This is a genomic window from Streptosporangium oxazolinicum (assembly GCF_039537505.1).
Lineage (GTDB): Bacteria > Actinomycetota > Actinomycetes > Streptosporangiales > Streptosporangiaceae > Streptosporangium > Streptosporangium oxazolinicum.
The window spans coordinates 108053-133953 of sequence record NZ_BAABAQ010000007.1 but is presented as its reverse complement, the minus strand read 5'-3'; the positions used below and the strand labels follow the sequence as shown (position 1 = coordinate 133953).

Below are 25901 nucleotides of genomic sequence, written 5' to 3'. Positions count from 1 at the left end.
CGTGTTCGGTTCCCCGCTCGTCCCGTCTCCTAGTGGGCGCCGTGCGCCTCGGCGTCGGCCCGTCGCGCCGCCGCCCTGGTGATGCGCTCCAGCATGATCCCGAGTACGACGATCGCCACGCCCGCGGCGAGTCCCTTACCCCGCAGTTGCAGCTGGGAGAAGCCCGCCACCACGTCGTAGCCGAGCGCGCCCGCGCCGACCAGGCCGCCGACGACGACCATGGCGAGCACGTAGACGAGCCCCTGGCTCGCGGCGAGGGTGAGCGCGCCGCGCGCCATCGGCAGCTGCACCTTGGTGATGAGCTGCCAGGTGCTGGAACCCGCGGCCGTGGCGGCCTCCACCGCACTCGGCGCCACGCCCCGGATGCCGTCCGCGGTGAGCTTGACCGCCACCGGCGCGGCGTAGACGACCGCGGCGATGATCGCGGTGATCCGGGTGGCGCCGAACAGGCCGAGGATCGGCACCAGGTAGACGAACGGCGGCATGGTCTGCCCGGCGTCGAGGACGGGCCGCACCAGCTGGTCAACGCGGTCGCTGCGCCCCATCCAGACACCGACCACCACCCCGAGGACCATCACCAGGACGGTGGCCACGAGCGTCGAGGCCAGCGTCACCATGCTGTCCTGCCACAGGCCGAGCCCGACGAGCAGGGCGACGCAGACCGCGGTGACGAGCACGACCCTGACGTTCGCCAGGATCGCGGCGAACGCGATCAGCACGGCGCCGACCAGCCACCACGGCGAGCCGGTGAGCAGCGCCTCGAACGGGTTGAGCAGGCCGTAGGAGACGGCGTTCCTGAACGCGCCGGTGTAGACGGCGAGGTTGTCCTGCGCCCACAGGGTGGCCGCGTCGACCCCTTGGCGGACGTACCGTCCCAGGTTCGCCTCGCTCGGGAACTCCGCGGCCCACACGTAGACGTGGGAGAGGTAGACCAGCACGCCGGTGACCGCGAGGACCGCGCCGATCTCCGCGCGGCGGCGGCCGGGTCCGCGCGAGCGTCCGGCCCGGTGCCGGATCTCGACGCGACGCCCCGCGGCGGAGGTGACCCGGTCGAGCACGATGGCCATCACGACGATGGCCAGGCCCGCGGTGAAGGCGCCGCCGACGTCGAGGGTCTCCAGCGCCTTGACGACGGTCTTGCCCAGGCCGGGGGCGTCGATCAGCGCGGCGATGGTGACCATGCACAGCGCGGCCATGATGGTCTGGTTGACGCCGACGACGATGGTCCGCTTGGCCAGCGGGAGCCGTACCTTCCTCAGCGACTGCCAGGCGGTCGAGCCGAGGGAGACGCCTGCCTCCAGGGTGGCGGGCCGCACCTCGCGGATGCCGTGCGCGGTGATGCGGATCGCGGGCGGGACGGCGTAGACGACGGTCGCCACGGTGGCGCTCGCGGGGCCGATGAGGAAGAACAGCGTGAGCGGCGCGAGGTAGACGAACGTCGGCATCGTCTGCATGAAGTCGAGCAGCGGGGTGACCAGGCGGTTGAACCGGTCGCTCACCCCGGCCCAGACGCCGAGCGGGATACCGATCAGCAGCGAGAGCACGACGGCGGCCAGGGTGAGGGCGAGGGTGTCCATGCTCTCCTCCCACAGGCCCAGCAGGCCGAAGGAGGCGAAGCCGGCCGCGGTCAGCAGGGCGACCCGCAGGTTGCCCCACAGCAGAGCGATCGCCGTGGCGACGGCGACCACCCCCAGCCAGCCGACGACCGGCAGCGGGCGCCCGAAGGACGGCTGACTGATCAGCGCCTGGACGAACGTGACGGACTCGTCGAGGAAGAGGCGGATGTAGTTGACGAAGTACAGGAAGAACGGGTTGTCGTTCCTGCTGTTGTCGATGACCTCGCCGGCCTCGTTGATCCGTACGTGCAGCGGGGTCAGTTCCGCGCCACCGAGCGGGAAGGTGTCGCGTCCCTGGACGAACACCCAGATCAGCACCCAGGCCGCGACGACGGCGGCCAGCAGGTAGCGGCGGGGCCGGGCGGGCAGGCGCCGCAGGCCACCGGCCCGGGTGGCCTGGGTGGCCTGGGTGGCCGTCACCCCTGCTCCCCGGATCCGACGGGCTTGCCGGAGGACCCGGCGGAGGTCCTGCCCGAGGACGGGTCGGCGGGGTCTATGGGCTTAACGGCCCCGACCCCGACCCCGGCTCCGGCGGAGGTCCTGTCCGAGGACGGCCCGGCGAAGTCGGCGGGCTTGCCGGTGGGTTCCCCGGCCACCGGCTCGGCGAGCACCCCGAGGATCTCCTCGGCGGTGACGACCCCCAGCAACTCGCCGCCCTCGACGACCTTGACCGGGCGCGTCGCGCGCAGGACCGTGTGCACGACGTCGCGGACGACGACGTCCGGCCCGGTTTCCGGACCGTCCAGCGGTTCGTCCGGCCGGGGCGGGCGCATGATCCAGCGGGTGGTGAGCACGTTCGCGCGGGGCACGTCCCTGACGAACTCGCGCACGTAGTCGTCCACGGGCGCCCCGACGACCTCGTCCGGCGTGCCCATCTGGACGAGCTCACCGTCGCGCATGACGAGGATGCGGTCGCCGAGTTTGAGCGCCTCGGCCAGGTCGTGCGTGATGAAGATCATCGTCTTGCCGACCTCGCGGTGCAGGCGGATGACCTCGTTCTGCATGTCCCGCCTGATCAGCGGGTCGAGCGCGGAGAACGGCTCGTCGAAGAAGAGCACGTCCGGGTCCACCGCGAGGGCCCTGGCCAGCCCGACGCGCTGCTGCATGCCGCCCGACAGCTGGTCGGGGTAGGAGTCCTCGAAGCCCGACAGACCGACGAGCTCGACCATCTCCCTGGCCCGCTCGTAGCGGGCCGCCTTCCCCGTGCCGCGGATCTCCAGCCCGTAGGCCACGTTGTCCAGGACCCGCCGGTGCGGCAGCAGCCCGAAGTTCTGGAAGACCATGGCGAAGCGGTGGCGGCGCAGCTCGCGCAGTCGCCTGTCGCCCGCCTTGCGGATGTCCTCGCCGTCGAACAGCACCTCTCCGGCCGTCGGCTCGACGAGCCGCGTCAGGCAGCGTACGAGGGTGGACTTGCCGGAGCCGGACAGGCCCATGACGACGAAGACCTCCCGGGGCCGCACGGTGAAGGAGACGTCGCGTACGGCGGTCACGCAGCCCGTCCTCGCCCTCAGCTCACTTCGCGGGAGTTCCGCGAGCGGGGTCCCGACGACCCGGTCCGGACGCGGGCCGAAGACCTTCCAGAGACCTCGCACGTCGAGGACGGCCCGGTCCTCGCTCCGCGCGGCGGCTCCCGGCCGTACCTGCTGGGTCGGTGACGTCATGGTGGTGACCACCTCACGGATCGTCTGGTGACGGGGGTTGGTCCGTCAGCTGCGGAACCACCGCCGCGGGCGGGGGCGGACGTTCTGCCACACGTGCCTGGTCTTCCGGTATCCCGCCGGGCCCGGCTCGCGGCCGGTCCCCGACACGGTCGCCACGAGCCCGCCGTCGGCCGGTGAGCGGATCTCCCGGTGACCGCCCGCGACGGGATCCCTCCGGGTGCCACCGAGGTAGAGATCTGACACGAACGGCCGTCCTTCCGGTTATCGCATGATTCGTTGCGTATGACGCATCGAAATGCTTAACGAGGAACAGAATCGACCCGTTCTTTCACGCAGTCAAGGCCCTGCCGCCCTCATTACCGTGCCGGCCCGATCGTGAGGAGACCTCGCCCCCGGTCACCGTCGGCGAACAGGATGGTGAGGGTCGGGACGTCGCGGCGGCTTCGGGCCCCGTGTCTCAGGGAAGCCACTCCCGCAGCCCGGGAAGGTGCCCGAGTTCGGACTCGACGCGCCGCCTGTCGTCGGCGGTGAGCTCCAGAGCGCGCAGATCGGCGGCCCACGGTTCGGTGGGCTCGCCGAGGATCGTGGCCAGGTCGACGAGGTGGCACAGGGCGATGCCCAGTTCGGCCACCGGGGCGTCCGCGCCGTGCCTGCGCACCCCGGACTTGAGGGCGCGGAAAGCCTGTAGGTCGTCGTTTTTGAACTCGCGCAGGATCCGGGCGTTGTCGAGCACCTTGGCAAGGCCCGTCAGCTTCTTCGAACCGCCGTACTCCAGCTCGACCGGCTCGTCGCGCTGGATGAATATGATCGAGTTCCCGGACGGATCGATCAGCGTGAACCGGGACGCGCCCGGCCGGTAGCGGGTGATCCTCGGCAGGCCGGAGCTCAGCACCTTCCCGTGGATCCGGCGCATCGCCGCGACGAACGCCGCGTGGTACGGCGCCACGGCGTCGACCATGACCAGGCAGCCTCCGGACTCCTCCCGGGCCGGGTCCAGCCCCTTGGGCGCCGGGCCGAAGTGCAGCTGGAACCCGCTCCACTGCAACGCCAGGTAGACATAGGGCCTTGTCTGTTTGTAGGTGGCCTCGAAACCCAGCGCCTCGTAGAACTCCAGGGTCCTCTCCACCGACGCGCACGGCATCAACGGCACCGTCGTCTCGTTCGGCCGAACCGTAGCCTCACTCACGTCATCCCACCTCCCGGGTCGTCCGACGAGGCTCGCACCCTTCGGTGGGGCTCGCATATGGATCGTTCCATCCGGAAGGCGGTCGGTTCGTCCCGCCTTCACGGGGACGAACGCGGGACGAACGCGGGCGGGCCGTGGCCGTGGAGAACGCGCGGGGCGCGGTCAGCGGGGGGAGCCGTCGCGGTGCCGGTAGAAGTCGGCGTGCTCGGCGGCGAGCGGGGTGTTGCCCAGGATCAGGTCGGCCGCCTTCTCCGCCACCATCATGACCGGCGCGTAGATGTTGCCGTTGGTCACGTACGGCATCACCGAGGCGTCCACCACGCGCAGCCCGTCGAGGCCGTGGACCCGCATGGACAGCGGGTCCACCACGGACATGGGATCGACGCCCATCCGCGCGGTGCACGAGGGGTGCAGCGCGGTCTCGCCATCCCTGGCCACCCAGTCGAGGATCTCCTCGTCGGTCTCGACCCCCGGGCCCGGCGACAGCTCCCCCGCGTTGAACGCGTCCATGGCGGGCTGGTTCAGGATGTCGCGGGCGACCCGGACGGCCTCCACCCACTCGCGCCGATCCTGGTCGGTGGACAGGTAGTTGAAGTGCAGCGCAGGGTGGACCCCGGGGTCGGTGCTCCTGATCTTCACAGAGCCGCGCGAGTCGGAGTACATCGGCCCGATGTGCACCTGGTAGCCGTGCCCGCCCGCGGGCGCGGAGCCGTCGTAGCGGACCGCGACGGGCAGGAAGTGGAACATCAGGTTGGGGTAGTCGACGTCGTCGTTGCTCCGGGTGAAGCCACCCGCCTCGAAGTGGTTGGTCGCGCCGGGTCCGCTGCGCAGGAACAGCCACCGCGCGCCGATCAGCGGCCGGTTGCGCCACTTCATCGCGGGCTGCATCGACACCGGCAGCTTGCAGCCGTACTGGATGTAGACCTCCAGGTGGTCCTGGAGGTTCTCGCCGACGCCCGGCAGGTCGTGGACGACGTCGACGCCGAGGGCGCCCAGCTCCGTGGCGTTGCCCACCCCGGAGAGCTGGAGCAGCTGCGGGGAGTTGATCGCGCCGCCGCACAGGATCACCTCGCCCGCGCGGACCGTCCGGCCGTCGTACTCGACGCCGACGGCGCGCCTGCCCTCGAAGAGGATCCTGGTGACGTGCGCCCGCGTTCTGACCTCCAGGTTGGGGCGGTTCATGACCGGGTGCAGGTAGGCGCGGGCGGCCGACAGGCGGCGCCCCCTGCTGATGTTGCGGTCGAAGCGGGCGAAGCCCTCCTGGCGGTAGCCGTTGACGTCGTCGGTCAGCGGGTACCCGGCCTGCTGCACCGCCTCGAAGAAGGCGCCGAACAGCGGGTTGCGCACCGGCCCGCGTTCCAGCACCAGGGGTCCGCCCCTCCCCCGCCAGGAATCGGCGGGGTCGGCGGCCAGGCAGTTCTCCATGCGCTTGAAGTACGGCAGGCAGTGCGCGAAGTCCCATGTCCCCATGCCCTCGTCGGCGCCCCAGCGCTCGTAGTCCATCGGGTTGCCGCGCTGGAAGATCATCCCATTGATGCTGCTGGAGCCGCCCAGCACCTTGCCTCTGGCGTGGTAGATCCGGCGGCCGTTCATGTGCGGCTCGGGCTCGGACTCGTACTTCCAGTCGTAGAAACGGCTCCCGATGGGGAAGGTCAGCGCGGCGGGCATGTGGATGAAGACGTCCCACGGGTAGTCCGGGCGGCCCGCCTCCAGCACCAGCACCCGGTTGGCGGGATCGGCGGACAGCCGGTTCGCGAGGGCGCTTCCCGCCGAACCGCCCCCGACGATGACGAAGTCGTACATGTCTGCCTCGCCTCGTTCCAGCAGGAGGTAATGCCGGAAATTGTAGCGAATAGCGCAATACACTGCACCATTCGCAACGACGATTGCTGATCGAAATGACATTCGTTGCTTCCAGCGCCTACAGTCCCGCTATGGGCAACGATCCCCTCGGCGGCCGTACCGCCGACAGCAGTGGCGGAGTCCAGTCCGTCGACCGGGCCATCACCATCCTGGAGATCCTCTCCGAGCGCCGCGAGGCCGGGGTGAGCGAGATAGCCCAGGAGATATCGGTGCACAAGTCGACGGCGTTCCGGCTGCTGGGCGCGCTGGAGTCGCGCGGCCTGGTCGAGCAGGCCGAGGAGCGGGGGAAGTACCGCCTCAGCTTCGGGATCATCCGCCTCGCGGGCGGGGTGGCCTCCCGGCTCGACCTCACTCAGCAGAGCCGCCCCGTCTGCCGCCGCCTCGCCGAGGAGATCGGCGAGACGGTCAACGTCGCCGTCCTGCGCTCCCACTACGCGGTCAACCTGGACCAGGTACGGGGCCCGGCGGCGGTCACCACCCACAACTGGGTCGGGGAGCTCACCCCGCTGCACGCCACCTCCAGCGGCAAGATCCTGCTGGCCCACCTGGACGAGGCGCACCGGGTCCAGTTGGTCGCCGCGGGCGGGCTGAAGCCGTACACCCCGAACACGATCACCTCGGCCGACGAGCTGGACAAGCAGCTTCTCCAGGCCCGCGAGCGGGGCTACGCCGTCACCGTCGAGGAGTACGAGATCGGGCTGAACGCCGTCGCCGCCCCCATCCGCTCCCACGACGGCGAGATCGTCGCCGCGGTCAGCGCCTCCGGCCCGGCCTACCGCTTCAGCGAGGAACGGCTGCACGAGCTGGCCCCGGTCGTGATCGCCGGAGCCCTGGACATCAGCCACCGCCTGGGCCACACCGAACGGGCCTGACCACCACCCGACGGCCACACCACCGACCGGACTCACTTCCCCGTCGGCTTCGTACGCGGTCGGCTTCGTACGCGTCGACGGGAGAGCCCCGCCCCTCCGTGTTCTCCCCTGTTCTCCGCCTCCCAAAGGCGGCAGGACCAGGAAGGTCACCTTCTTTCCCGGGCCTTTCCCCGGTCGAACGATTCGCCCCCCCGGGGAAGGGGCGATGGATATGAGGCCGGAATCGATACGCGGGTCCACCGCCATATCCGGCCCCACGGATGGGGAGGCTCCGGCGCGCCGTCCCACAGTTCCAACCTGACGTAAATCCCGATTCCGTTCGAGGAGGAACCGGCGACGTTCGGATTGTTCGAACCGGCTTCCGCCCGCGAACTTCCATCGGGAAGTATTTCATGCCGAAAAGGATGGCCCATGGCCCCCGCCCCTCGACGTCGGCTATTCGACGACGGGATCACGATGGGATCGCGGTGGGGTGAGGCGGCGGCGAGGCTCTCCGCTCAGGGCTTCGGATCCCAGCCCACTGCCCGCATTACCGGGATCTCGCCCCCAGGTCACCCCATCCCGGCACGCCTTTCCCGAGATCCGCGCCATCAGGCCGACAGAGCCGCGACAAAACCACCGCCCTCTGATTAGCGGCGATCCAACAACGCTTTTATGCCCGATGATAAATCCCCGGACCGTCGGCCCGAATTTTACGTATAACAAAAAGTGACATTTATATTGAAAGTCCGGCCGAGGCGGCACACACTCAGCGTTGAGAAGGCCCACCCCCCAGATTTTGGAGCCTTAATGGACCGATCCGTAACCGGAATTCACGGGCGTAGAAAAGCGATGCTCCGGCGCCTCGTCTCCGCCGCCGTCGCGATGCTCGCCGTGGTATTCCTCTGCGTGCCGCCCGCCAGCGCCGTCGCGCTGCCGACACCGAAGGATCTGACCGCCTTCCTCGACCTCGAATGCTTCAAGACCAGCCCGTACCAGCCGCCCGCCACCACGCTCACCCTGCGGCACCTCAACCCCGTGCTCAGCAACCTGCCGATCGAGACCGTCGTCCTGGGCCAGCGTGAGCAGCTGTGCGTCCCGGTCGCCAAGAACAACCAGGTACCGCCGTCACCCGCGCTCGACTTCATCAGGTTCATCGACCTGGCCTGCTACAAGATCTCCGGCGCCACGGTGACCACGGGTCTCGTGCTCAGCCACCTCAACCCGCTGTTCCAGAGCCTGCCGCGCACCCAGGTCTCCCTGAACACCCCGCAGCAGCTGTGCGTACCGGTCATCAAGAACAACGCGGTCCCACCGCCGGAGGTGCTGTCGCTCGTCCGCCACATCGACCTCAAGTGCTACGGCATCACCCCCAACACCCCGCTGAACCAGCAGCTGTCCCTGCGCCAGCTCAACCCCGTCCTGACCCCGATCATCCCCACGCACGGCGCGCAGGTCCTCAACGCCCGCCAGCTGTGCGTCCCGGTGCAGAAGGCCGGTGACAACATCCCGGACGAGGTGCTCAAAATCGTCCGGTGGATCGACCTGGAGAAGTTCGATCTCGCCACCCCGGCCCTGCCCTCGGTCTCGCTGACCCTGCGCCACATCAACCCCGTCCTCGCCGGGCTCCCGCCCGAGCAGGCCGTCCTCAGCGGCGCCAGCCAGCTGGCCCTGCCGGTCGCCAAGAACGGCAACTTCCCCCCGGGCTGATCCTCTGAGGTCCCCGACCGGAGCCCCTCCCCCGTCTCGGTGGAGGGGCTCCGCCGTTGCCCTGCCGCGACCGGGACGCCTCCGTCAACGGCGTGAAGACCGGTGGGTCCGGCATCGACCGAGGACGCCCGCACGGGGAAACCCCGTCGTCGTTCCTTGGCCCGCCGGCAAGGGACGGGATCGGATCCGGCGGCCCGCGCGCCCCGGCCCCCGACACGTCGGGGCGCGCGGGGGTGGTTCAGCGATCGCCCGGGGCGTCGGTGAACGTGGCACCGATCTCCGTCATCCGCTCGACCGCGTAGGCGGGGTCGATCAACGCCTCGGGGGTGTGGATGCCCGGCGCCACGGCTTCGCCGCGCAGGCCGAGCAGTCGTTCGACACCGAGGGCGACGCCGAGCCCGGTCAGGGGGCTCTGCCCCGCCGGGTGGAGGAGGCGTCGGCTCCTGCTGAGCGGTGCGCCCGTGTGATCTTCTCCTTCGAGGTCGATTTCGACCTCGGTGGAAGCGGGCCCGCCACGACGCCTGCCCGCGGACTCACCGATCGCGAGCGCGCAGCGGACGTTCGGCGCGCCCGTCGCGATGGCCAGGCTCGGAACGTCGAGGGTGGGGATGAGCTGGCCGGGCAGGACGGTGCCGTCGACGCTGGAGACCTCCACCTGAGCGTCGGAGTCACCGACCCAGCTGAAGACGCCGTCGCGGCGAACCAGCACCGCCGAGGTGGCGGCCGTCAGGCGTTCCATGTCCGCCGCCGCCGCGGGCCCGCCGATGTCCAGCTCGTCCAGTACGGTGCCGACCTCGACGGTGTCGACCCGGCCGAACTCCTTGGCGAGGTCCAGTGCCGCGAGGACGATGGTCCCGGCGTACCAGTGGCTCGCCAGCAGGATCGGCGCGGCGCCGGCCCGCTGGCCGCCCACGACGACCTCGGGGCCGATGTCCGTCAGACCGCTGGAGATGCTGAGGTACGGCAGCCCGCGGTCCTGCGCGTAACGCAGTCCGTTCAGGTGACTGTCCCACAGCATCGCCACGACCGCCGAGTACTCATGGCCGGCCGGGAGGCCGAGGTCGCCGCGTCGCAGATCGATGGTCACCGCCGTCGCGGCGCCGAGCTTGTCGGCGACACGCCGCGCGCGGTCGAGATCGCGGCCCGCGATCGTCAGCGGCAGCGTCGGGTACCACCGCCGCAGGATCGCGGCGGCCTCCGCGCCCGCCTGCCCCGAACCACCCATGATCAGTACCGATTTCGAGTGTTCCATGGTGTTCTCCTCTCGCGTCCCCACTAACCTACATTTTGTAACCTACACTTTGTAGCCTAGGCTGGGCGACAACGCAAGGGAGGGCAATGACCACGGCGACGACCCGCCTGTCCAAGCGGGCCAGGCGGGAGCAGCTGCTCGACACCGCCCTGACGATCGTGCGCGCCCAGGGCGCCGACGGCCTCACCCTGCTCACCCTCGCCGAGGCCGCCGGGGTGAGCAGGCCGGTCGTCTACGACCACTTCGGCACCCGGCCCGGCCTGCTGCTCGCGCTCTACCAGCGACTCGACGAACGACACCGGGCCGCCTCGGCACAGGCGTTGCGGGAGGCCGCCCCCACCCCCGGCGAGATAGCCCGCGTCCTGAGCACCGCGTACTTCGTGTGCGCCACCGACATGCCGGAGTGGAACGCCGTCTCCGCCGCGCTGAAGGGCAATCCGGAGATGGAGGCGGTCGAGCGCGAGATGCTCAACAACTACGCGGACCTGATGGCCACGGCGCTGCTGCCGCACTCCGTCCTCACGCCGGAAGCCCTTCGGCTGCGCTGCGTCGGCGCGCTGGGCGCGGCCGAGGCGATCTCCGTGGAGCTGAACCGGGGGCGGGCCACCGCCGACGACGCGGTCACCGCGCTCACCGAGCTGATCGTCGGCGGCACCGGGACCGGCCGATCGGCGACCGACGGCTGAGGACGGTCGCGCACACCCCGGTAGCGGTCGTCCATGCCGCGCCAACCTGTCCGCCATACGGGCCGGGGACGAATGGGGATACGCCATCGCAGGACTGGGTTTCATCGGAGGGGCTGTTGTGTGTCATGCCCTGATGCCGACGTAACCCACAGGTGAGACGATCGCATCGAGAAGGGGCTGGGGCCTCGCCATGGACACCCGCCCCCTACCCAGCCGTCCGGGACAGGGGACGGGTAACGCGTAAGCGATGGTCAAGGACGCACAGTCGCTCGCGTGTACGCGACACAGCGCGGCACGCGTCGACACAGGCCGGCACGACGACGGGGAGAATTCCGGCGACGGCGGCACAGAAACCCGATGGCGCGGCCCGAAACGCCGCCTCACCCGGGTGAGGATTCCCACCCGGGTGAGGCGGCGCGCCAGAGAGCCGGAGGCCGTCAGTTGAAGACGGTGTCGGCCGGGAGACCGGACTGGCTCAGCACGTCGGCCCGGTTGTAGTAGTCGTCGTTCGTCACGATCTTGTTCCCGCGCATCCTGAGGATGGTGGCGGCGGGCACGGAGAACGGCTTCGGCGCCCCGGCCAGGTGCCCGCTGAACGTCCAGCTGATCGCCACCTGGCCGTCGTCGGCGAACGCGCTGTTGACCTTGACCTTGGCGTTCCCGACGAACTGCTTGGTGACGGTCGCCCACTGGGCGACCCCGTCACGGCCCTTGAAGGTCTGGCCGAGGGCGTGGTCGCTGTAGCGGCCGTCGCCGGTGAACAGGGCGGCCAGGCGCTTCGGATCCTTGCTGTTCCACGCCTTCTCCCAGGCGCCGGCGATCGCCGGCTTCCCGTGCCGCCAGTGCCGGTCTGCCTTCTCGGCCGACGCGGAGGACGAGCGGGCGGGCGACTGGGCCGGACCTGACCGCTGGGAACTGTCGGCGGCCGCGCCGGTTATCCCGGCGACGCCGGCCACGGCGGCGGCGACGACGATGGCGACGGAACGACGGATGATCTTCATTTCTCTCCAGGAAAAAGCATTGGTCGATGTGCGTGGTCGTCAGGTGACGACGGTGTGGGAAAGCTCAGGGGTCCTGTTCGGGACGGTCGGCGCCGGAGTGGGTGATCCCCTCCGTCAGGCCGTCAGGACCTTCGGGCACGGCGGTTCCAGGCCGCCGTCTCGGGCAAGGTCGCCGAGACCGGAGGCGACGATCAGGTGGCCGGCCTGCCCGGCGGTCGCGGCCGCCCGGTCGTATCGGACGAGCGACGCGGTGACGGCGACGCGACCGCGGATCGGGGTGCAGCGCGTCCAAGACGCCCATGACACCGCGCGGGGCCCCGACGGGGAAATACGGGCGCGCAGGACGCGGTGGCGGGTTCCTCCGCCGGTTTGAGGTGTTGGAACCTCCCTGACCCCAACACCTCGAACATTCGTGGTCACATCCCGCGCACAGCGGATTCCCGTTATCCGGCGGCCAGGGTCTCCAGGGCGGCCATGCCCTCCAGGGAGAGCACGCGCGCGTTCTCCAGGGCTACGACCACCCAGCGATCGTCCCGCCACACCATGACGAAAAGCTGCATGGAGAAGCGCGCCGGCGGCGGCTCCTCCTCCCCCGGCATGAGGATGCCGACGCGGCCGTGGACCACGCCGACACCCGGGCTGATGATCCGGGCGAACGGTACTTCACCCTGGACGAGCCGCGAACCCTTCATCACCGTGCCGAGGAGCGCCTCGTGCGCCGCGATCATCTCCGCGCGGCTCCGGTGGATGGTTCCCTCAAGCTCCACGAACAGGGCGTCCTCGGCGAAGTCGGCGAAGAAACCGGCGGCGTCCTCGCGGTTCCATGCCTCGTGCATCCGGCCCGGAATGGCGCTCATCGCCTCGACTGACTCTTTCATGCGATCACCTTTCCGTGATGTGTGCGGCTCCATCCTCGCCGGGCCGGGCGGCGAGCGCCTTGACTGTCCGTGCACGGTTACTGGACATCAGCGCAGCCGCGTTGTAGCCGTACGTCGCCTTGAAAAGCCTGCTGAAATGCGCCGGATCGGCGAATCCCCAGCGCGCGGCGACAGCCGCGACCGTCCGGTCACTCCGCGCCAGGTCGGCGCGGCACCGCTCCAGCCGACGCCGGCGGATCAGGGCCGCCACCGTCAGCGGCTGGTCTTCGAAGAGCTTGTGGAGCCGGCGTACGGAGATGTGGTGCGCCGCGGCGATCCCGGCCGGGACGAGATCCCGGTCGGACAGCCGCGCCTCGATGTAGCCGAGAACGCGGTCGCGCAACACCTGGTCGGGGACCGGGCGCACGTCGCCCAGCTGGGCCTCCAGCGCCACCGAGATCAGCTCGATCACCGCGGCCGCCGACCGGTCCGCCTCGTCGGCGCGGAACCCGGTCAGCGACCGGGCCATGTCCCGCGCCAGCGAGGACACCAGGGCCGCCGGGCCGTGGTCGCCTCTGATGCGTACGCCGGCCAGGCGGGCGGCGTCACCGGGGCGGAGCCGCAGCTCGCGCCGGGGCACCAGCACGGTCACATGCGTGGAGGCGGTGCTGGCGAACCGGACCGGCCGCGCCGGATCGATGAGGACCAGGTCGGCCGGTGAGAGATCAGCGGTGCCTCGGCCCTGCTCGACACGTGCCCACCCCCGCGACATCAGGTCGATCTGCCACAGCTCCTCGTCATCGGCGCGGGCGCAGCGGGCATCCCGGAAACACTCGCCCTCGGGCGTGACCAGCTCGATCAGCTTGATAGGCCCGAGAGCGCCGGCCACGACACCGGCCTGGAACTCCCCGCCGTCGTGTCGCCCGCTGAGCACGGGCGCCAGCCCGCTGGCCTCAAGGGTCTGCTGGAAGGTGTCGATGTTGGTGAACACCGTCCCACAGTAGGCCGATCGAGGATCGGCCGGACAGCGGAGCGCGTCTTGGGCTGTCTCCCGCCGCACGGGTCAGGTCGAGTTTCTCCGGAGCCAACGGTGGAAACCGCGTCGAGGCCGCGAAGCTCAAAGACATCGCCGTACGCGACTCCAAGAGTCCCAAGGCCCCAGACTCCTCAGCGAAGACCGGCGGGGTCGGGGCGGCTGAGGTCGCGCCTCAGCCGCCGTCCGCGGCGCGTTTGACGAGTCTGACCACGACGCTCTTGGAGGTGGGGGTGTTGGAGGTCTCCGCGACCGAGTCGAGCGGCACGAGCACGTTGGTCTCGGGGAAGTAGGCGGCGCAGCAGCCGCGCGCCGTCGGGTAGGCGATGACGCGGAAGGACTCCGCCCGGCGCTCGCCGTCGGGCCACTCGCTGACCAGGTCCACTGTGTCGCCGTCGGCCAGGCCCCGCTCGGCCAGGTCGTCGGCGTGCACGAAGACCACCCGGCGGCCGTCGCGCACGCCCCGGTAGCGGTCGTCCATGCCGTAGATCGTGGTGTTGTACTGGTCGTGGCTGCGGACCGTCTGCAGCAGCAGCCGCCCCGGCGGGACCCGCAGCACCTCCAGGTGGTTGACGGTGAAGTTGGCCTTTCCCGTCACGGTCGGGAAGCGGCGCTCGTCGCGGGGCGCGTTGGGCAGCGCGAAGCCGTCCGGGAGGCGGACCCGCACGTTGAAGTCCTCGAATCCGGGGATCACCCGGGAGATGCGGTCGCGGATCACGTCGTAGTCGGCCGCGAACAGTTCCCAGGGCACGTGCGGGTCGGCGCCGAACAGCTCCGTCGCCAGGCGGCAGACGATGTCCACCTCGGAGAGCAGGTCGCCGGAGGCGGGGGGCAGGTTGCCCCGCGAGGCGTGGACCAGGCCCATGGAGTCCTCGACCGTGACGAAGCGGCCCGCGCGGCCACCGCGCGCGACGTCGCGTTCGGTACGTCCCAGCGTGGGGAGGATGAGCGCCTCCCGGCCGCATACCGCGTGGGAGCGGTTGAGCTTGGTCGACACCTGCACCGTGAGCCGGGCCCGGCGCATCGCCTCCTCGGTCACCGCCGTGTCGGGGGTCGCGGCCACGAAGTTGCCGCCCATCGCGACGAAGACCTTCGCCCGCTCCGACCGCAGCGCGCGGATCGCCTCCACGGTGTCGAAGCCGTGGTCGCGGGGCGGCTCGAACCCGAACTCGGCGCGCAACGCGTCGAGGAACCAGGCCGGCGGCCTCTCGTAGATGCCCATGGTGCGGTCGCCCTGGACGTTGGAGTGGCCGCGGACCGGGCACACCCCCGCCCCCGGGCGGCCCACGTTGCCGCGCAGCAGCAGGAAGTTGACGACCTCCCTGATGGTGGCGACGGAGTTCTTGTGCTGGGTGAGCCCCATCGCCCAGCACACGATGACCGACTTCGCGCCGAGCACCTCCCGTACGGCGTCCTCGACGGCCGGGCGGTCCAGCCCGGTCGCCTCCTCGACCTCCGCCCAGTCCAGGGAGCGCAGGTCCTCGGCCCACTTGTCGAAGCCGTGGGTGTGGGTCTCGACGAAGTCGCGGTCGACCACGGTGCCGGGGGCGGCGTCCTCGGCCTCGAGCAGAAGCAGCGACATGGCCTGGAAGAGCGCGAGGTCGCCGTTGAGGCGAATCTGCAGGAACCGGTCGGCGAGCGTGGTGCCCTTCCCCACCAGCCCGGAGGCCCGCTGTGGGTTCTTGAAGCGGAGCAGCCCGGCCTCGGGCAGCGGGTTGACCGCGATGATCCTGGCGCCGCCGCGCTTGGCCCGCTCCAGCGCCGACAGCATGCGCGGGTGGTTGGTGCCGGGGTTCTGGCCGACGACGAAGATGAGGTCGGCCCGCTGCAGGTCCTCCAGCGAGACGGTGCCCTTGCCGATGCCGAGGGTCTCGTTGAGCGCCGAGCCGCTGGACTCGTGGCACATGTTGGAGCAGTCGGGCAGGTTGTTGGTGCCGAACCTGCGTACCAGCAGCTGGTACGCGAACGCGGCCTCGTTCGAGGTGCGGCCGGAGGTGTAGAACAGCGCCTCGTCGGGGCTGTCGAGGGCGCGCAGCTCACGGGCGATGATGGCGAACGCGTCGTCCCATGTCACCGGCGTGTAGTGGTCGGAGCCCTCGGGCCGGTGCATCGGCTCGGTGAGGCGTCCCTGCTGGCCGAGCCAGTAGTCGGTGTGCCGGGCCAGGTCGTCCACGGTGTGCCGGGCGAAGAAGTCGCGGGTGACCCTGCGGACGGTGGCCTCCTCGGCCACCGCCTTGGCGCCGTTCTCGCAGAACTCGGCCGGGCTGCGGTGCCCGCCCTCGGGCCAGGCACAGCCGGGGCAGTCGAAGCCCTCCTTCTGGTTGATCACGGCCAGGGTGCGCAGGGTGCGGCCGACGCCCATCTGGGCGTTCGCGGCCAGCAACGACCGGGTCACTCCCGGGATGCCCGCGGCCCACTCCTTGGGCGGGCCGACCTTGAGGCCGTCCTCGTTGACGTCGTCGCGCGGAGCCTTCCTGGCCATCCTCGCGCCTCCTTCCGACCGGCCGCCTTCGAAAACGCACACTACAGGGCCTCAGCCGGGACCGGTCCCCAGCCTGTCGAGCACCCAGTCGTGGAAGGCCCCGATGTGGTGTTCGCTGGGCACCAGGACCCCACCTTGAGCGTACGCCCGGGAGTTCATCGCGGGCTGGCACCGCTCGCAGGCCTCGAAGTCCTGCGTGTTGACGCGGTGGAAGAGCTCGACGGACGGGCCGAGGTCCCTGCCCGAGTCCACGACGTCGCCGAGGAAAAGCCAGTCGCACTCCACGATCGTCCGGTCGGCCGCCAGCGGGAACATCCGGTGCAGGATCACGTGGTCGGGCACGAGGTTGACGAAGACCTGCGGCTTGATGGTGATCGCGTAGTAGCGGCGGTCCTGGTCCTCGCCGACCCCCGGGATGCGGTCCATCCCCTCGGAGCCGTCGACGGTGAACCCCTGGATCTCCTCGCCGAACTCCGCGCCGTGCCCGACGAAGGACTGCGCCGCGTACCCGTCGGCGAACTCCGGCAGCACCTCGGTGAGCTCGGGGTGGATGGTGGCGCAGTGGTAGCACTCCATGAAGTTCTCGACGATGAGCTTCCAGTTCGCCTTCACGTCGTAGACGATCCTGCGGCCCACCCGGAGGTTGGCGATGTCGTAGTTCTCGATGGACCTCTCGTCGCCCAGCCTGTGCGTCGCCTCGGCGATCACGTCCGCCTCGAACGACGGCGGCTCGTCGGCCAGGCACACCCACACGTACCCGATCCACTCGCGCACGTGCACGTTGACCAGCCCGTACTCCACCCGGTCGATGTCGGGCATCTTGGTGAGGTTCGGCGCGGCGATCAGCTTTCCCTCGAGGTCGTAGGTCCACGCGTGGTACGGGCACTGGAAGGACCGCTTGACCTCGCCGGACTCCTCGGTGCGTATCCGGGCGCCCCGGTGGCGGCACACGTTGAGGAAGGCGCGGATCGAGCCGTCCCTGGCCCGGCTGACGAGGACGCTCTCGCGACCCACCTGGACGGTCCTGAAGGCCCCGGGCTTGCCGAGGTCGGACGCGCGGGCGACGCAGAACCACATCGACTCGAAGACGTGGGCCTGTTCCAGGGCGAAGATGTTCTCGTCGGTGTAGTAGCCGCCGGGCAGGGTGGCGATCACGCTGGGGGGCAGGCTTCTCGCGGTCACGATCGGCTCCTCTTCACGCGGTTCCACACGGTGCTAAGCGGTGCTCGCGCGGACGCCGGGCGGCAGGTTCGGGGGTTCCTCGGAGGGGACGATGTAGACGGTGCCGTCCTCGACCACCACCCGGTGGGTGCGCAGCGGCTTCTTGGCGGGAGGAGAGCTCGGCCGTCCCGTCCGCAGGTCGAAACTCGACGCGTGCAGCGGACACTCGATCTCGCAGCCCTCCAGCCACCCGTCGGAGAGGGAGGCGTCCTGGTGGGTGCAGGTGTCGTCCACGGCGTAGATCTCGCCGTCCTCGGTGTGGAAGACGGCGATGGGCGGATCGACGTCGAGCCGGTGGGCCTCGCCCGGCGGGAGAGCCGCGAGGGGACAGGCAGGGATCATCGCAACAAACCCCAGTTTCGTAGAGCGAAACAAGCAGCGCTATACGCAACAGCGTGACCTCAGGAAATCCCGATGTCAAGGGTCGGCTACGAGGGTCTTTCCCATGGTCACGCAGAGTTCCCGCCGTCGAATGCCGCCGGATGCCGCCGACGTTCCCGGCAGGCCACCGGTCACATCCGTCGGTGTGGCCTTCACTCCGGCGGTCTCCGCGGGCGGCTCACGCGTATGCGTCGAGGCCCAGTTTCGTCGCGACGAGCAGCCCGCAGGCGGCGGTGCCGAGCCGGAGCGCGCGGCCGGGCAGGCGGCGGGCGATCGGCGGTCCGAGCAGGCCGCCCAGGAAGAATCCCAGCGCGAGCGGCGCCACCGCCGACCACTGCACCGGGCCGAAGAGCGCGAAGCCGACCGAGGCCACCGCGTTCGCCAGCGAGGACACCACGGACTTGATCGCGTTGACCCTGGCCGGTGTCTGGTCGAGGACGGCCGAGAGCGCCGCGAACATGAGGATCCCGCCCGCGGCCCCGAAGTAGCCGAGGTAGACCGCGACGCCGAACAGCGCGGTGCGCGCCGCCCACCCGTTCTCGTCGCCGAGCCCTCTCTCCGTCCTGGGCGCGCGGACCAGCAGCAGCGAGGCGGCCACGATCAGCCACGGCGCGATCGCCTCGAACGTGCCGGAAGGGGTCATCAGCAGCAGCGCCGACCCCACCGCTCCGCCGGTCAGGGTCATCGCGCCGAACCGCAGGACCCTGCCGCCCTGCCCGGCGAGTTCGGGCCGCGACCCGAACGCCGCCCCCAGCCCGTGGAACGTCAGCGCCACCGTGTTCGTGACGTTCGCGGTCAGCGGTGACAGGCCGAACGCGAGCAGCGCGGGATAGGAGACGATCGACGCGAGGCTCACCACCGTGCCGACCACCCCGGCCAGTGTCCCGGCCCCGAGCAGTCCCAGCACCTCAGCGACGTCCACGGAGGCACAGCCAATCACACGCCCCCGCGCCGCGCGGCACCGCCCCGGATCGGTGGCGCCTCGCCAGACGGCCGGGAGGGCACCGCGTCGGTTCGGTCCGCCATCAGATCCGCCATCACGGTCGCTATCAGATCCGTCGTCGGAGCCGCTGTCAGGACTGCCATGGGGACAGCCGTCGAGTCCGCCGGTGGAATCGTTGCCGTCAAAGCTCGGAACAGTATGCCGGTATTAGTGTGCGACCCAATTCCTATGACCGTCACCCGTGAAAATCATCTTCACATTTCGTGAAATAACGCTGTAAATATCGCAATGTAGATAAAGCGGAGCTATGGTAGGCCGGTGACTCCTGGTCGACATCTTTGATCCGGGCGACGCCTCGCGAGGATTCACGTCCTCGCCACACTCACCCCGAGGCCGTCCGCCCGGATTCCCCGGCAGACCAGGGGTCCGCCTCCAGGCGAGAGCACCGCCGCCTCGTGTTCCTGCGCCTGCATCGGTCATGGGCAACCGCCCCTGATCCAGCGCACAGTGGGAGGAACCCCATGAAGGTCGAATTATTGGCGCGCCCGAAAACGGCGGACGAGGCGATGGGAATACTCGGCCGCTACGCGAAAAAGATCACCGAATATCCGAATATCCCGTATCATGGAGCTATTTTCACCATCGGGGCCACCCACACGGGTGACATGTACGACGTCGCGCTCGCCCACGACATCATGGGGTCGTCCCTCGTGGTGATCTGGGGGGTCGACAAGAACTCCGTGTTCAAGGCCGCGGAGATCGCCCGCTACGTCAACGACGCCCGCAACGTCTTCTGGACGGACCAGCCGCCACCGGCCGACGAGGTCTTCGCGCGGACCACCATCCCCGTCATGCAGCAGCTCATGAACCACCAGATCGAGCCGAGGGCGTACTGGATCAAGGAGGGTGGCGCGACGACGATCGTCTCGCTCTTCGCGGAGGCGGGCAGGGCGAAGGAGATCGCCGAGCGGGTCGCACCGGAGGTCTTCGTCGGAGACAGCCCGCAGAGCCAGGACGCGGCGATCCTGGCCGACCTCGCGGCGCACGGCTTCGTGCGGGGCCAGCCGTACGTGATCGTCAACTTCCGCCAGTCGGGACACTCCGGAATCGGGAACGCTCCAGCGCTCGACACGGGTGTGGAGGGGTTCTCCGGTCTCATGCGCATCGCCTCCGAACTGGGGGCCCAGCCGGTCCCGATGGGGGAGTACAACCCGTTCGGCACGGCCGGGGGCGCCACCCTCTTCGAGTACTGGAAGTGGGGAAGCGTGAACGGGCTCGGGCGCCGGGCCGAGGCACGGCTCCTGCGCGTACTCGTGGAGACGCACAAGGTCGTCGGCGCCGTCGGGATGCGCAGCGGTGTCACCGACCTGCTCCGATACGTCGGCGCGCCCACCCTCGCGATCGACATCCACCCGCTACGCGGCACCCTCGCCAAGGGCTGGCAGCGCACGCTCAAGCGGGAGAGGAATCTCACGAGGTATCGGGTCGTCTCACTCCTCCAGGAACGGGAGCAGGAGACCATGACGCAGTCCAACTGGAGAGGGACCTTCGGAGCGAGCGACCTCGTCGCCGTCACCAAGGCGCTCGGGGCGCTGGTGCACGACAGGGAGGCGCCGATGGATCAGCATCCCACGTCGACCAGAGGGGTGCGGGAACGCTCCAGAACGCTCCTCGAGGACATCCAGAGGATGCAGCAGCTCATCGAGAAGGCGCAGTCGGAGTCTCCCACTCCCATCCAGGCGCCGGGTGGGCGCAAGCTGACCGCGATGGAGGAGATCATGCTGGAGAACGAGGCCCGCAAGGCCGGGGGCACGGCGATGGGCCAGGTCGCGCAGTACGAGATCGCCCTGAACCAGATACGTGAGACGGTCGAGCACACCATCGAGTGGCTCACGGACAGTTACATCCGGCAGAGCGAGGACATCCAGACCGCCCTCCAGGATCTGTACGAGGCCAGGAGGCTGCTTCGCTGACAACGCCGGACGCGGCCCCGGTCGTGCCCTTCTCCTGAGGGCACGACCGGCCGCCCACCGGTGCGGGGTCCGGGAACACCGTCCGTACCGGCTCCGGCCCGGACTCGCCGAAGATCGTGACGTCAAAGTGAATCTGACCGCGCCCGGCCGATCGAATGACCGTCCATGGGGCACAGCCATCAGGTGAGCAGCGGACGATCCGGGCACGGCGCGGTGCGGGAACGGCCTTCGCCCGGGAGACCGCGAGCACGCGTGGCGAGCGTGCTCGGCGCGGCACTGCTGGCCGCGATGGTCGTCGCGCAGGTCGCCTCAGGACTGCAGCCCCGGCCGATCGTGCTGACCAGCGTGGTCGTCCTGCTGCTGGCGGCGAGCGCGCTGGCCTTCGCCTCCGCGACCCACTCCCCCGCCAGGGCCGTCGCGGCGTTCACTGCCGTGGTCGCGGCCGGGTACGCCGCCGAGTGGGTCGGGATCAGGACGGGTGTGCCGTTCGGCGACTACCACTACACCGGCGTCCTCCAGCCCGCGCCCGGCGGGGTACCGGTGATCGTGGCACTGGCGTGGGGCGGCATGGGGCTGGCGGCCCACGCGGTGGCCGCCGCCGTCGCACCGGGGAGCCGGGCGGCGCGGATCGTCACGGGGGCGCTGGCCCTCACCGCCTGGGACCTGTTCCTGGACCCGCAGATGATCCGGCTGGGCCTGTGGGTCTGGCACGACCCCGGCCCCTACCGGGACGTTCCCCTCAGCAACTTCGCGGGCTGGCTCCTCGTCTCCCTGCTGGTCATGGCCCTGCTGGAGGGTGTGCTGACCGAGCCCACGGCGTGGAGCACCGGGCTGGTGTCGATCTACACGGTGATGGCGGTGATGGAGACCATCGGCTTCGCCGCCGTCTTCGTCCCGCCGGACCCGCTGGTGGCCACGGCCGGAGGACTCTCGATGGGGCTGTTCACCCTGCTCGCCTGGAGACGAGGACGCCGGAGACCGCCATCGGCCGAGGAGGGACGGGCGTGACGGCAACGGCCGCCGCCGCTCGAGACAGGACGGAACAGGACGGGACGGGCGTGACAGAGACGGCTTCACCTACCGGAGGGGGACGCGGATGCCTGAGGTAACCGTGATAGGCGGCGGCGTCGGGGGCATGGTCTCCGCCCTGCTGCTGGCCCGGCAGGGGCATCGGGTGCGCCTGTACGAGCGGCTCCCCCGGCTGGGCGGCAAGCTCGCCGAGCACACCAGGGACGGCTTCACCTTCTCCATCGGCCCCTCCCTGCTCACCCTGCCCGGCGTCTTCACCGATCTCGGGCTGGAGCTCGACCTCGTGGAGCTCGACGAGCTGTGCCGCTACCGCTTCGCCGACGGCTCGACGCTGGCGGCGTACCGCGACCCGGCCCGGATGGCCGCCGAGGTCGACCGGCTCGCTCCCGGCGAGGGCCGCGCCTGGCTGGCCTTCCACGACTGGGCGCGGGGCTGCCTCGACGCGTCGCGCCGCACCTTCTTCACCGGGCCGCTCACCCGGCCGCCCACCGAGGCCCGCCTGTCGGACCTGCTGGCGGTGGCACCGGCCCGGACCCTCGACGGCCTGGCCCGCCGCTTCTTCACCGACCCGCGCCTGCACCAGTACGTCGGCCGTTACGCGACCTACGCGGGCTCCAGCCCGTACCACGCCCCGGCCGCGCTGGGGTGCGTCCCGGCGATCGAGCACGGCGAGGGCGGCTGGTACGTCCCGGGAGGGCTGCCCCGCATCGCCGACGCCCTGGCCATGATGCTGGAACGGGCCGGGGTGGAGGTCGTCCTGGGCGCGGAGGTGACCCGGGTGCTCGCCGACGGCGAGCGGGTCAGGGGGGTGCGGCTCGCCTCCGGGGAGCGTGAGCACGCCGACGTCGTGGTCGCCAACACCGACGCCGCGGCGCTGTACGGACGGCTGCTGCCCGACCGGCGGCGGCTGCGGCGCATCGCCGGACTCGGTACCTCCTCCTCGGCGTTCCTGCTGCTGGCCGGGGTGGAGGGCAGGACCGAGGGGCTGGCGCACCACTCGATCGTCTTCTCCGGCGACTACGAGCGGGAGTTCGGCGACATCTTCCGGCGGCGCAGGCCACCGGAGGACCCGACCGTCTACATCGGCTGCTCGGCCGTGGACGACCCGTCGCAGGCCCCGCCGGGCACGGAGAACTGGGTCATGCTCGTCAACGTCCCGGCCCGCGACCCCGGCCGGTGGCCGATGTCGCCCGAGGCGTACCGGGACCTGGTGCTCGACCGGCTGGCCTCCAGGGGGTACGACCTGTCGGGGCGGCTGCGCTTCGTGGACCTGTTCACCCCCGCCGACCTGCGCGACCGGTACGGCGCGTGGGGCGGCTCGATCTACGGCGGCGCCTATTCGGGCAGGCTCGCGCCCTTCCGCCGCCCCGGCAACCGGGGTCCCCGGCGTGGCCTGTACCTGGTGGGCGGTTCGGCGCATCCCGGCGGCGGGCTGCCGCTGGTCGCGATGGGCGCCCGCATCGTCGCCTCGCTCGTACGGGAGGACTTCCCCTGGGCCTCCCCGAGACGGCCCACCGCCGAGGAGGCGCGGCGATGAGACTTCTGACCGCGTTGCAGGCCGCCGCGGCGCTGGCCGTGGCGGTGCGGCTGGCCCGGGGACGGAGCCGCCTGCCCGCGCTGGCCCCCGTCAAGGCGGCGCCACCGCGTATCTCGGTGGTGATCCCCGCCCGCAACGAGGAGGCCCGCATCGGCCCGTGCCTGTCGGCGGTGCTCGCCGACCCCGACGTCTCGGAGGTCATCGTCGTCGACGACGAGTCGCGCGACGGCACGGCGCGGCTGGCGTCCGGACTCGGCGCGAAGGTCGTCACGGGGGCACCGCTGCCCGAGGGCTGGGTGGGCAAGCAGTGGGCGCTGACTCAGGGGATCGAGGCCGCGGGGGGTGACATCGTGGTGACCCTGGACGCGGACGCCCGGCCCGCGCCGGGGCTGTCCGGCGCGCTCGCGGCGGCCCTGGGAGAGTACGACCTGGTGAGCGCGGGCCCCCGGTTCGTGTGCGGGGGGGCGGCCGAGCAGGCGCTGCACGCCTCGTTCCTGGCGACGCTGGTCTACCGCTTCGGCCCGATCGGGCCGTCCGCTCCCCCGGCCCCGCACCGTGCGATGGCCAACGGCCAGTGCATGGCCTTCCGCCGCACGGCGATGCTGGACGCCCGGGGGTTCGCGCGGGTACGCGGGCACCTGGCCGACGACGTGGCGCTGGCCAGGATCCTGGCGGCGGACGGCTGGACCGTGGGGTTCCTGGACGCCGGGGGCCTGCTGGAGGTCGACATGCACGATTCGACCGCCGGGGTGTGGCGGGAGTGGGGGCGGTCGCTGTCGCTGCGCGACGTCACCGGGCCCGCCCGGCAGGCCGCCGACCTGGCCGTGATCTGGCTGACCACCGCACTGCCCGTGCTGCGGCTGGCGACCGGCCGTCCCACCCGGCTCGACCTGGGCCTGCTGGCCGTACGGCTGCTGCTGGCCGGTGCGCTGCGCGGCAGCTACACGCGGCCGGGTCCGGGCGTGCTGCTCTCCCCGCTGCTGGACCCGCTGGCGGCCCTGCGGCTGACGCAGGCCACGTTGCGCCCGGTGCGCGACTGGCGGGGCCGCGTCTACCCGGCGGCCACGATGGCCTCCCGCCTCGGCCAGGTCACGACGGACACGCGCCCCGGCAGGACGGACCCGGGGCCGGGCCTGGTCACGACGGGCGGGCGCTTCGCGCCGCCTGACCGAAGCGCAGCCCGATGAGGCACATGAGCAGGCCGGTCCCGGCCACGTACACGACCGGCGCGAAGAGCAGCTGGAACAGCGGGATGCCGAAGACGCCGACGCGCGCGCCGATCGCGAAGGACCGCGTCACCACGGCGACCGCGACCAGGGTGGCCACCCCGAGCAGGAAACCCGGCGGGCAGATGACGGCGAAGCCGCCCGCGAAGGTGAGGACCGACCGGCCGCCCCTGAACCCGGCGAAGACCGGCCAGGCGTGCCCGGCCATGGCGGCGGCCACCGCCAGGTACACCGGCACCGCGCCGCCGCCGCTCACCCCGGCGGGCCAGGTGAGGTGCGCGCCTCCGGCCCACAGGCCGAGCAGCCCCGCGAACGTGCCCTTGAGCATGTCACCCGCGAAGACCGGCACGGCGGCCCGCCAGCCGAGCCGCTGCCTGACGTTCCAGAAGCCGGGGTTGCGGTCGCCGACCTCGCGGGGGTCGAACCCGTACGCGCGGGCGACCGGCACGGCGACCGGTACGGATCCGAGAAGGTAGCCGCCGATGACCGAGACGAGCAGAGGAACCATCGTTTCCTTCCATCTCACGAGATATGCGGATCTGGGAGCCATGCGGTACATGGCATTCGACCGGCCGGTGCTGAGGAGCACGCCGGGGCTGGTGTTCTGGCGGCTGCTCGGCTCCGGCCGAGGGGCGTCGACGAGCATGGGCGCGGACCTGCGCCGCTGGGCCCTGCTCGCGGTGTGGCGCGACGAGCGGGCCCTGGACCGCTTCCTGGGCGACTCCCCGGTGGTGGAGCGCTGGCGGAGCGAGGCGCGGGAGTCCTGGCAGGTGCGGCTCGTCCCCGTCGCCTCGCGTGGCAGGTGGGACGGGGTGGACCCGTTCGGTCCTCTCCCCTCGGACACGCCCGGGATCGATCCCGGTGGTCCCGTCGCCGTGCTGACCCGCGCGTCGATCCGGCCCTCCCGGCTGGTGGCGTTCTACCGCTCGGTCCCCGGGGTGGACCGCCTGCTGGCGGAGCAGGACGGTTGCCTGGCCTCGGTCGGCGTCGGCGAGTGGCCGCTGGCCCGGCAGGGCACGTTCTCGCTGTGGCGCGACGCCGCCGCGATGCGGGCCTTCGCCCACCGGGGGCGGGCGCACCGGCGGGTGATCGGCAGGACGCGCGCGGAGAACTGGTACTCCGAGGAGCTGTTCGCCCGGTTCTCCCCCTACGCCAGCGAGGGCACCTGGGACGGCGCCGACCCCCTGGCCTGACCCGCCCCGATCCGCCCGGCACCCCGGCCGGGGTGCCGCACCCACCCAGCCGACGCGCTCCGCGACAAGCCGCGAGCCTCCCGGCCGGGATTCCGCACCCACCCGGCCGACGCGCTCCGCGACAAGCCGCGAGCCTCCCGGCCGGAGTCCCGCACCCACCCGGCCGACGTGTTCCGCGACAAGCGGCGAGCCCTTCGGCC

24 protein-coding genes are annotated in these 25901 nt (G+C 70.9%); 9 read left to right on the top strand and 15 right to left on the bottom strand.

The window, feature by feature from the left end; genetic code table 11:
* Positions 1–29: 29 nt before the first annotated feature.
* From ABD817_RS20185 to betA, 5 genes are all read right to left on the bottom strand, one after another.
* Complete coding sequence (locus ABD817_RS20185; RefSeq protein ID WP_344919571.1) at positions 30–2036, bottom strand: ABC transporter permease subunit; 2007 nt, start codon at positions 2034–2036, stop codon at positions 30–32.
* On the bottom strand, positions 2033–3277 hold the full coding sequence (locus ABD817_RS20180) for a quaternary amine ABC transporter ATP-binding protein (RefSeq protein ID WP_344919570.1): 1245 nt from the start codon (positions 3275–3277) through the stop codon (positions 2033–2035). Before ABD817_RS20180 ends, ABD817_RS20185 begins: the two co-directional genes overlap by 4 nt.
* 45 nt (positions 3278–3322) lie before the next feature.
* Positions 3323–3520 carry a hypothetical protein gene (locus ABD817_RS20175; RefSeq protein WP_344919569.1) on the bottom strand — a complete coding sequence of 66 codons (198 nt, stop codon included), beginning with the start codon at positions 3518–3520 and terminating at the stop codon, positions 3323–3325.
* A 214-nt stretch (positions 3521–3734) separates the two neighbouring features.
* Positions 3735–4463: a VOC family protein gene (locus tag ABD817_RS20170; protein ID WP_344919568.1), complete on the bottom strand. Its 729-nt coding sequence runs from the start codon at positions 4461–4463 to the stop codon at positions 3735–3737.
* A 162-nt stretch (positions 4464–4625) separates the two neighbouring features.
* Positions 4626–6266, bottom strand: coding sequence for a choline dehydrogenase (gene betA, locus ABD817_RS20165; RefSeq protein WP_344919567.1), 1641 nt, complete (start codon positions 6264–6266; stop codon positions 4626–4628).
* Positions 6267–6397: 131 nt separating this feature from the next.
* Between betA and ABD817_RS20160 the strand changes: the two genes are divergently transcribed.
* Together ABD817_RS20160 and ABD817_RS20155 are read left to right on the top strand one after the other, a co-directional pair.
* A complete protein-coding gene (locus ABD817_RS20160) occupies positions 6398–7198 on the top strand; it encodes an IclR family transcriptional regulator (RefSeq protein WP_344919566.1) in 801 nt (266 codons plus the stop codon).
* Positions 7199–8029: 831 nt separating this feature from the next.
* Positions 8030–8887: a hypothetical protein gene (locus ABD817_RS20155; RefSeq protein ID WP_344919565.1), complete on the top strand. Its 858-nt coding sequence runs from the start codon at positions 8030–8032 to the stop codon at positions 8885–8887.
* Between the two features lie 238 nt (positions 8888–9125).
* Here the strand turns inward: ABD817_RS20155 and ABD817_RS20150 are convergent, their stop codons facing one another.
* A complete protein-coding gene (locus ABD817_RS20150; protein WP_344919564.1) occupies positions 9126–10139 on the bottom strand; it encodes a saccharopine dehydrogenase family protein in 1014 nt (337 codons plus the stop codon).
* An 86-nt stretch (positions 10140–10225) separates the two neighbouring features.
* On the opposite strand from ABD817_RS20150, the gene ABD817_RS20145 reads away from it, so the two are divergent.
* Complete coding sequence (locus ABD817_RS20145; RefSeq protein WP_344919563.1) at positions 10226–10825, top strand: TetR/AcrR family transcriptional regulator; 600 nt, start codon at positions 10226–10228, stop codon at positions 10823–10825.
* A 437-nt stretch (positions 10826–11262) separates the two neighbouring features.
* On the opposite strand, the gene ABD817_RS20140 is transcribed toward ABD817_RS20145, so the two are convergent.
* The 4 genes from ABD817_RS20140 to ABD817_RS20125 all read right to left on the bottom strand — a co-directional run bounded on the left by ABD817_RS20140 (position 11263) and on the right by ABD817_RS20125 (position 13674).
* On the bottom strand, positions 11263–11826 hold the full coding sequence (locus ABD817_RS20140; RefSeq protein ID WP_344919562.1) for a nuclear transport factor 2 family protein: 564 nt from the start codon (positions 11824–11826) through the stop codon (positions 11263–11265).
* A gap of 114 nt (positions 11827–11940) precedes the next feature.
* Positions 11941–12132 carry a hypothetical protein gene (locus tag ABD817_RS20135; protein WP_344919561.1) on the bottom strand — a complete coding sequence of 64 codons (192 nt, stop codon included), beginning with the start codon at positions 12130–12132 and terminating at the stop codon, positions 11941–11943.
* Between the two features lie 137 nt (positions 12133–12269).
* The gene (locus ABD817_RS20130; protein ID WP_344919560.1) at positions 12270–12704 is read right to left on the bottom strand and encodes an SgcJ/EcaC family oxidoreductase; all 435 of its coding nucleotides are present in this window, start codon (positions 12702–12704) and stop codon (positions 12270–12272) included.
* A gap of 4 nt (positions 12705–12708) precedes the next feature.
* The gene (locus ABD817_RS20125; protein ID WP_344919559.1) at positions 12709–13674 is read right to left on the bottom strand and encodes a helix-turn-helix domain-containing protein; all 966 of its coding nucleotides are present in this window, start codon (positions 13672–13674) and stop codon (positions 12709–12711) included.
* Positions 13675–13691: 17 nt separating this feature from the next.
* Between ABD817_RS20125 and ABD817_RS20120 the strand changes: the two genes are divergently transcribed.
* The gene (locus tag ABD817_RS20120) at positions 13692–14009 is read left to right on the top strand and encodes a DUF397 domain-containing protein (protein WP_344919822.1); all 318 of its coding nucleotides are present in this window, start codon (positions 13692–13694) and stop codon (positions 14007–14009) included.
* Here the strand turns inward: ABD817_RS20120 and ABD817_RS20115 are convergent.
* From ABD817_RS20115 to ABD817_RS20100, 4 genes are all read right to left on the bottom strand, one after another.
* Positions 13892–16198, bottom strand: coding sequence for an FdhF/YdeP family oxidoreductase (locus ABD817_RS20115; protein WP_344919558.1), 2307 nt, complete (start codon positions 16196–16198; stop codon positions 13892–13894). The genes ABD817_RS20120 and ABD817_RS20115 overlap by 118 nt on opposite strands.
* A 51-nt stretch (positions 16199–16249) precedes the next feature.
* The gene (locus ABD817_RS20110; RefSeq protein WP_344919557.1) at positions 16250–17380 is read right to left on the bottom strand and encodes an aromatic ring-hydroxylating oxygenase subunit alpha; all 1131 of its coding nucleotides are present in this window, start codon (positions 17378–17380) and stop codon (positions 16250–16252) included.
* A 33-nt stretch (positions 17381–17413) separates the two neighbouring features.
* On the bottom strand, positions 17414–17761 hold the full coding sequence (locus ABD817_RS20105) for a bifunctional 3-phenylpropionate/cinnamic acid dioxygenase ferredoxin subunit (RefSeq protein WP_344919556.1): 348 nt from the start codon (positions 17759–17761) through the stop codon (positions 17414–17416).
* A gap of 217 nt (positions 17762–17978) precedes the next feature.
* Entirely contained in the window at positions 17979–18722 is a 744-nt protein-coding gene (locus ABD817_RS20100) for a sulfite exporter TauE/SafE family protein (protein WP_344919555.1), read from the bottom strand.
* Between the two features lie 542 nt (positions 18723–19264).
* Between ABD817_RS20100 and ABD817_RS20095 the strand changes: the two genes are divergently transcribed.
* The 4 genes from ABD817_RS20095 (at position 19265) to ABD817_RS20080 (ending at position 24469) form a co-directional block, all read left to right on the top strand.
* On the top strand, positions 19265–20716 hold the full coding sequence (locus ABD817_RS20095) for a hypothetical protein (protein ID WP_344919554.1): 1452 nt from the start codon (positions 19265–19267) through the stop codon (positions 20714–20716).
* Positions 20717–20968: 252 nt separating this feature from the next.
* A complete protein-coding gene (locus tag ABD817_RS20090; RefSeq protein WP_344919553.1) occupies positions 20969–21724 on the top strand; it encodes a carotenoid biosynthesis protein in 756 nt (251 codons plus the stop codon).
* Between the two features lie 88 nt (positions 21725–21812).
* Complete coding sequence (locus ABD817_RS20085; protein ID WP_344919552.1) at positions 21813–23282, top strand: phytoene desaturase family protein; 1470 nt, start codon at positions 21813–21815, stop codon at positions 23280–23282.
* Positions 23279–24469: a glycosyltransferase family 2 protein gene (locus ABD817_RS20080; protein WP_344919551.1), complete on the top strand. Its 1191-nt coding sequence runs from the start codon at positions 23279–23281 to the stop codon at positions 24467–24469. The genes ABD817_RS20085 and ABD817_RS20080 overlap by 4 nt, the downstream gene beginning before the upstream one ends.
* Here the strand turns inward: ABD817_RS20080 and ABD817_RS20075 are convergent.
* On the bottom strand, positions 24420–25016 hold the full coding sequence (locus tag ABD817_RS20075; RefSeq protein ID WP_344919550.1) for a glycerol-3-phosphate acyltransferase: 597 nt from the start codon (positions 25014–25016) through the stop codon (positions 24420–24422). The two genes, ABD817_RS20080 and ABD817_RS20075, sit on opposite strands and share 50 nt — an antisense overlap.
* A 40-nt stretch (positions 25017–25056) precedes the next feature.
* Here ABD817_RS20075 and ABD817_RS20070 point away from each other — a divergent pair, with 40 nt between their 5' ends.
* A complete protein-coding gene (locus ABD817_RS20070) occupies positions 25057–25701 on the top strand; it encodes a spheroidene monooxygenase (RefSeq protein ID WP_344919549.1) in 645 nt (214 codons plus the stop codon).
* Positions 25702–25901: the final 200 nt, after the last annotated feature.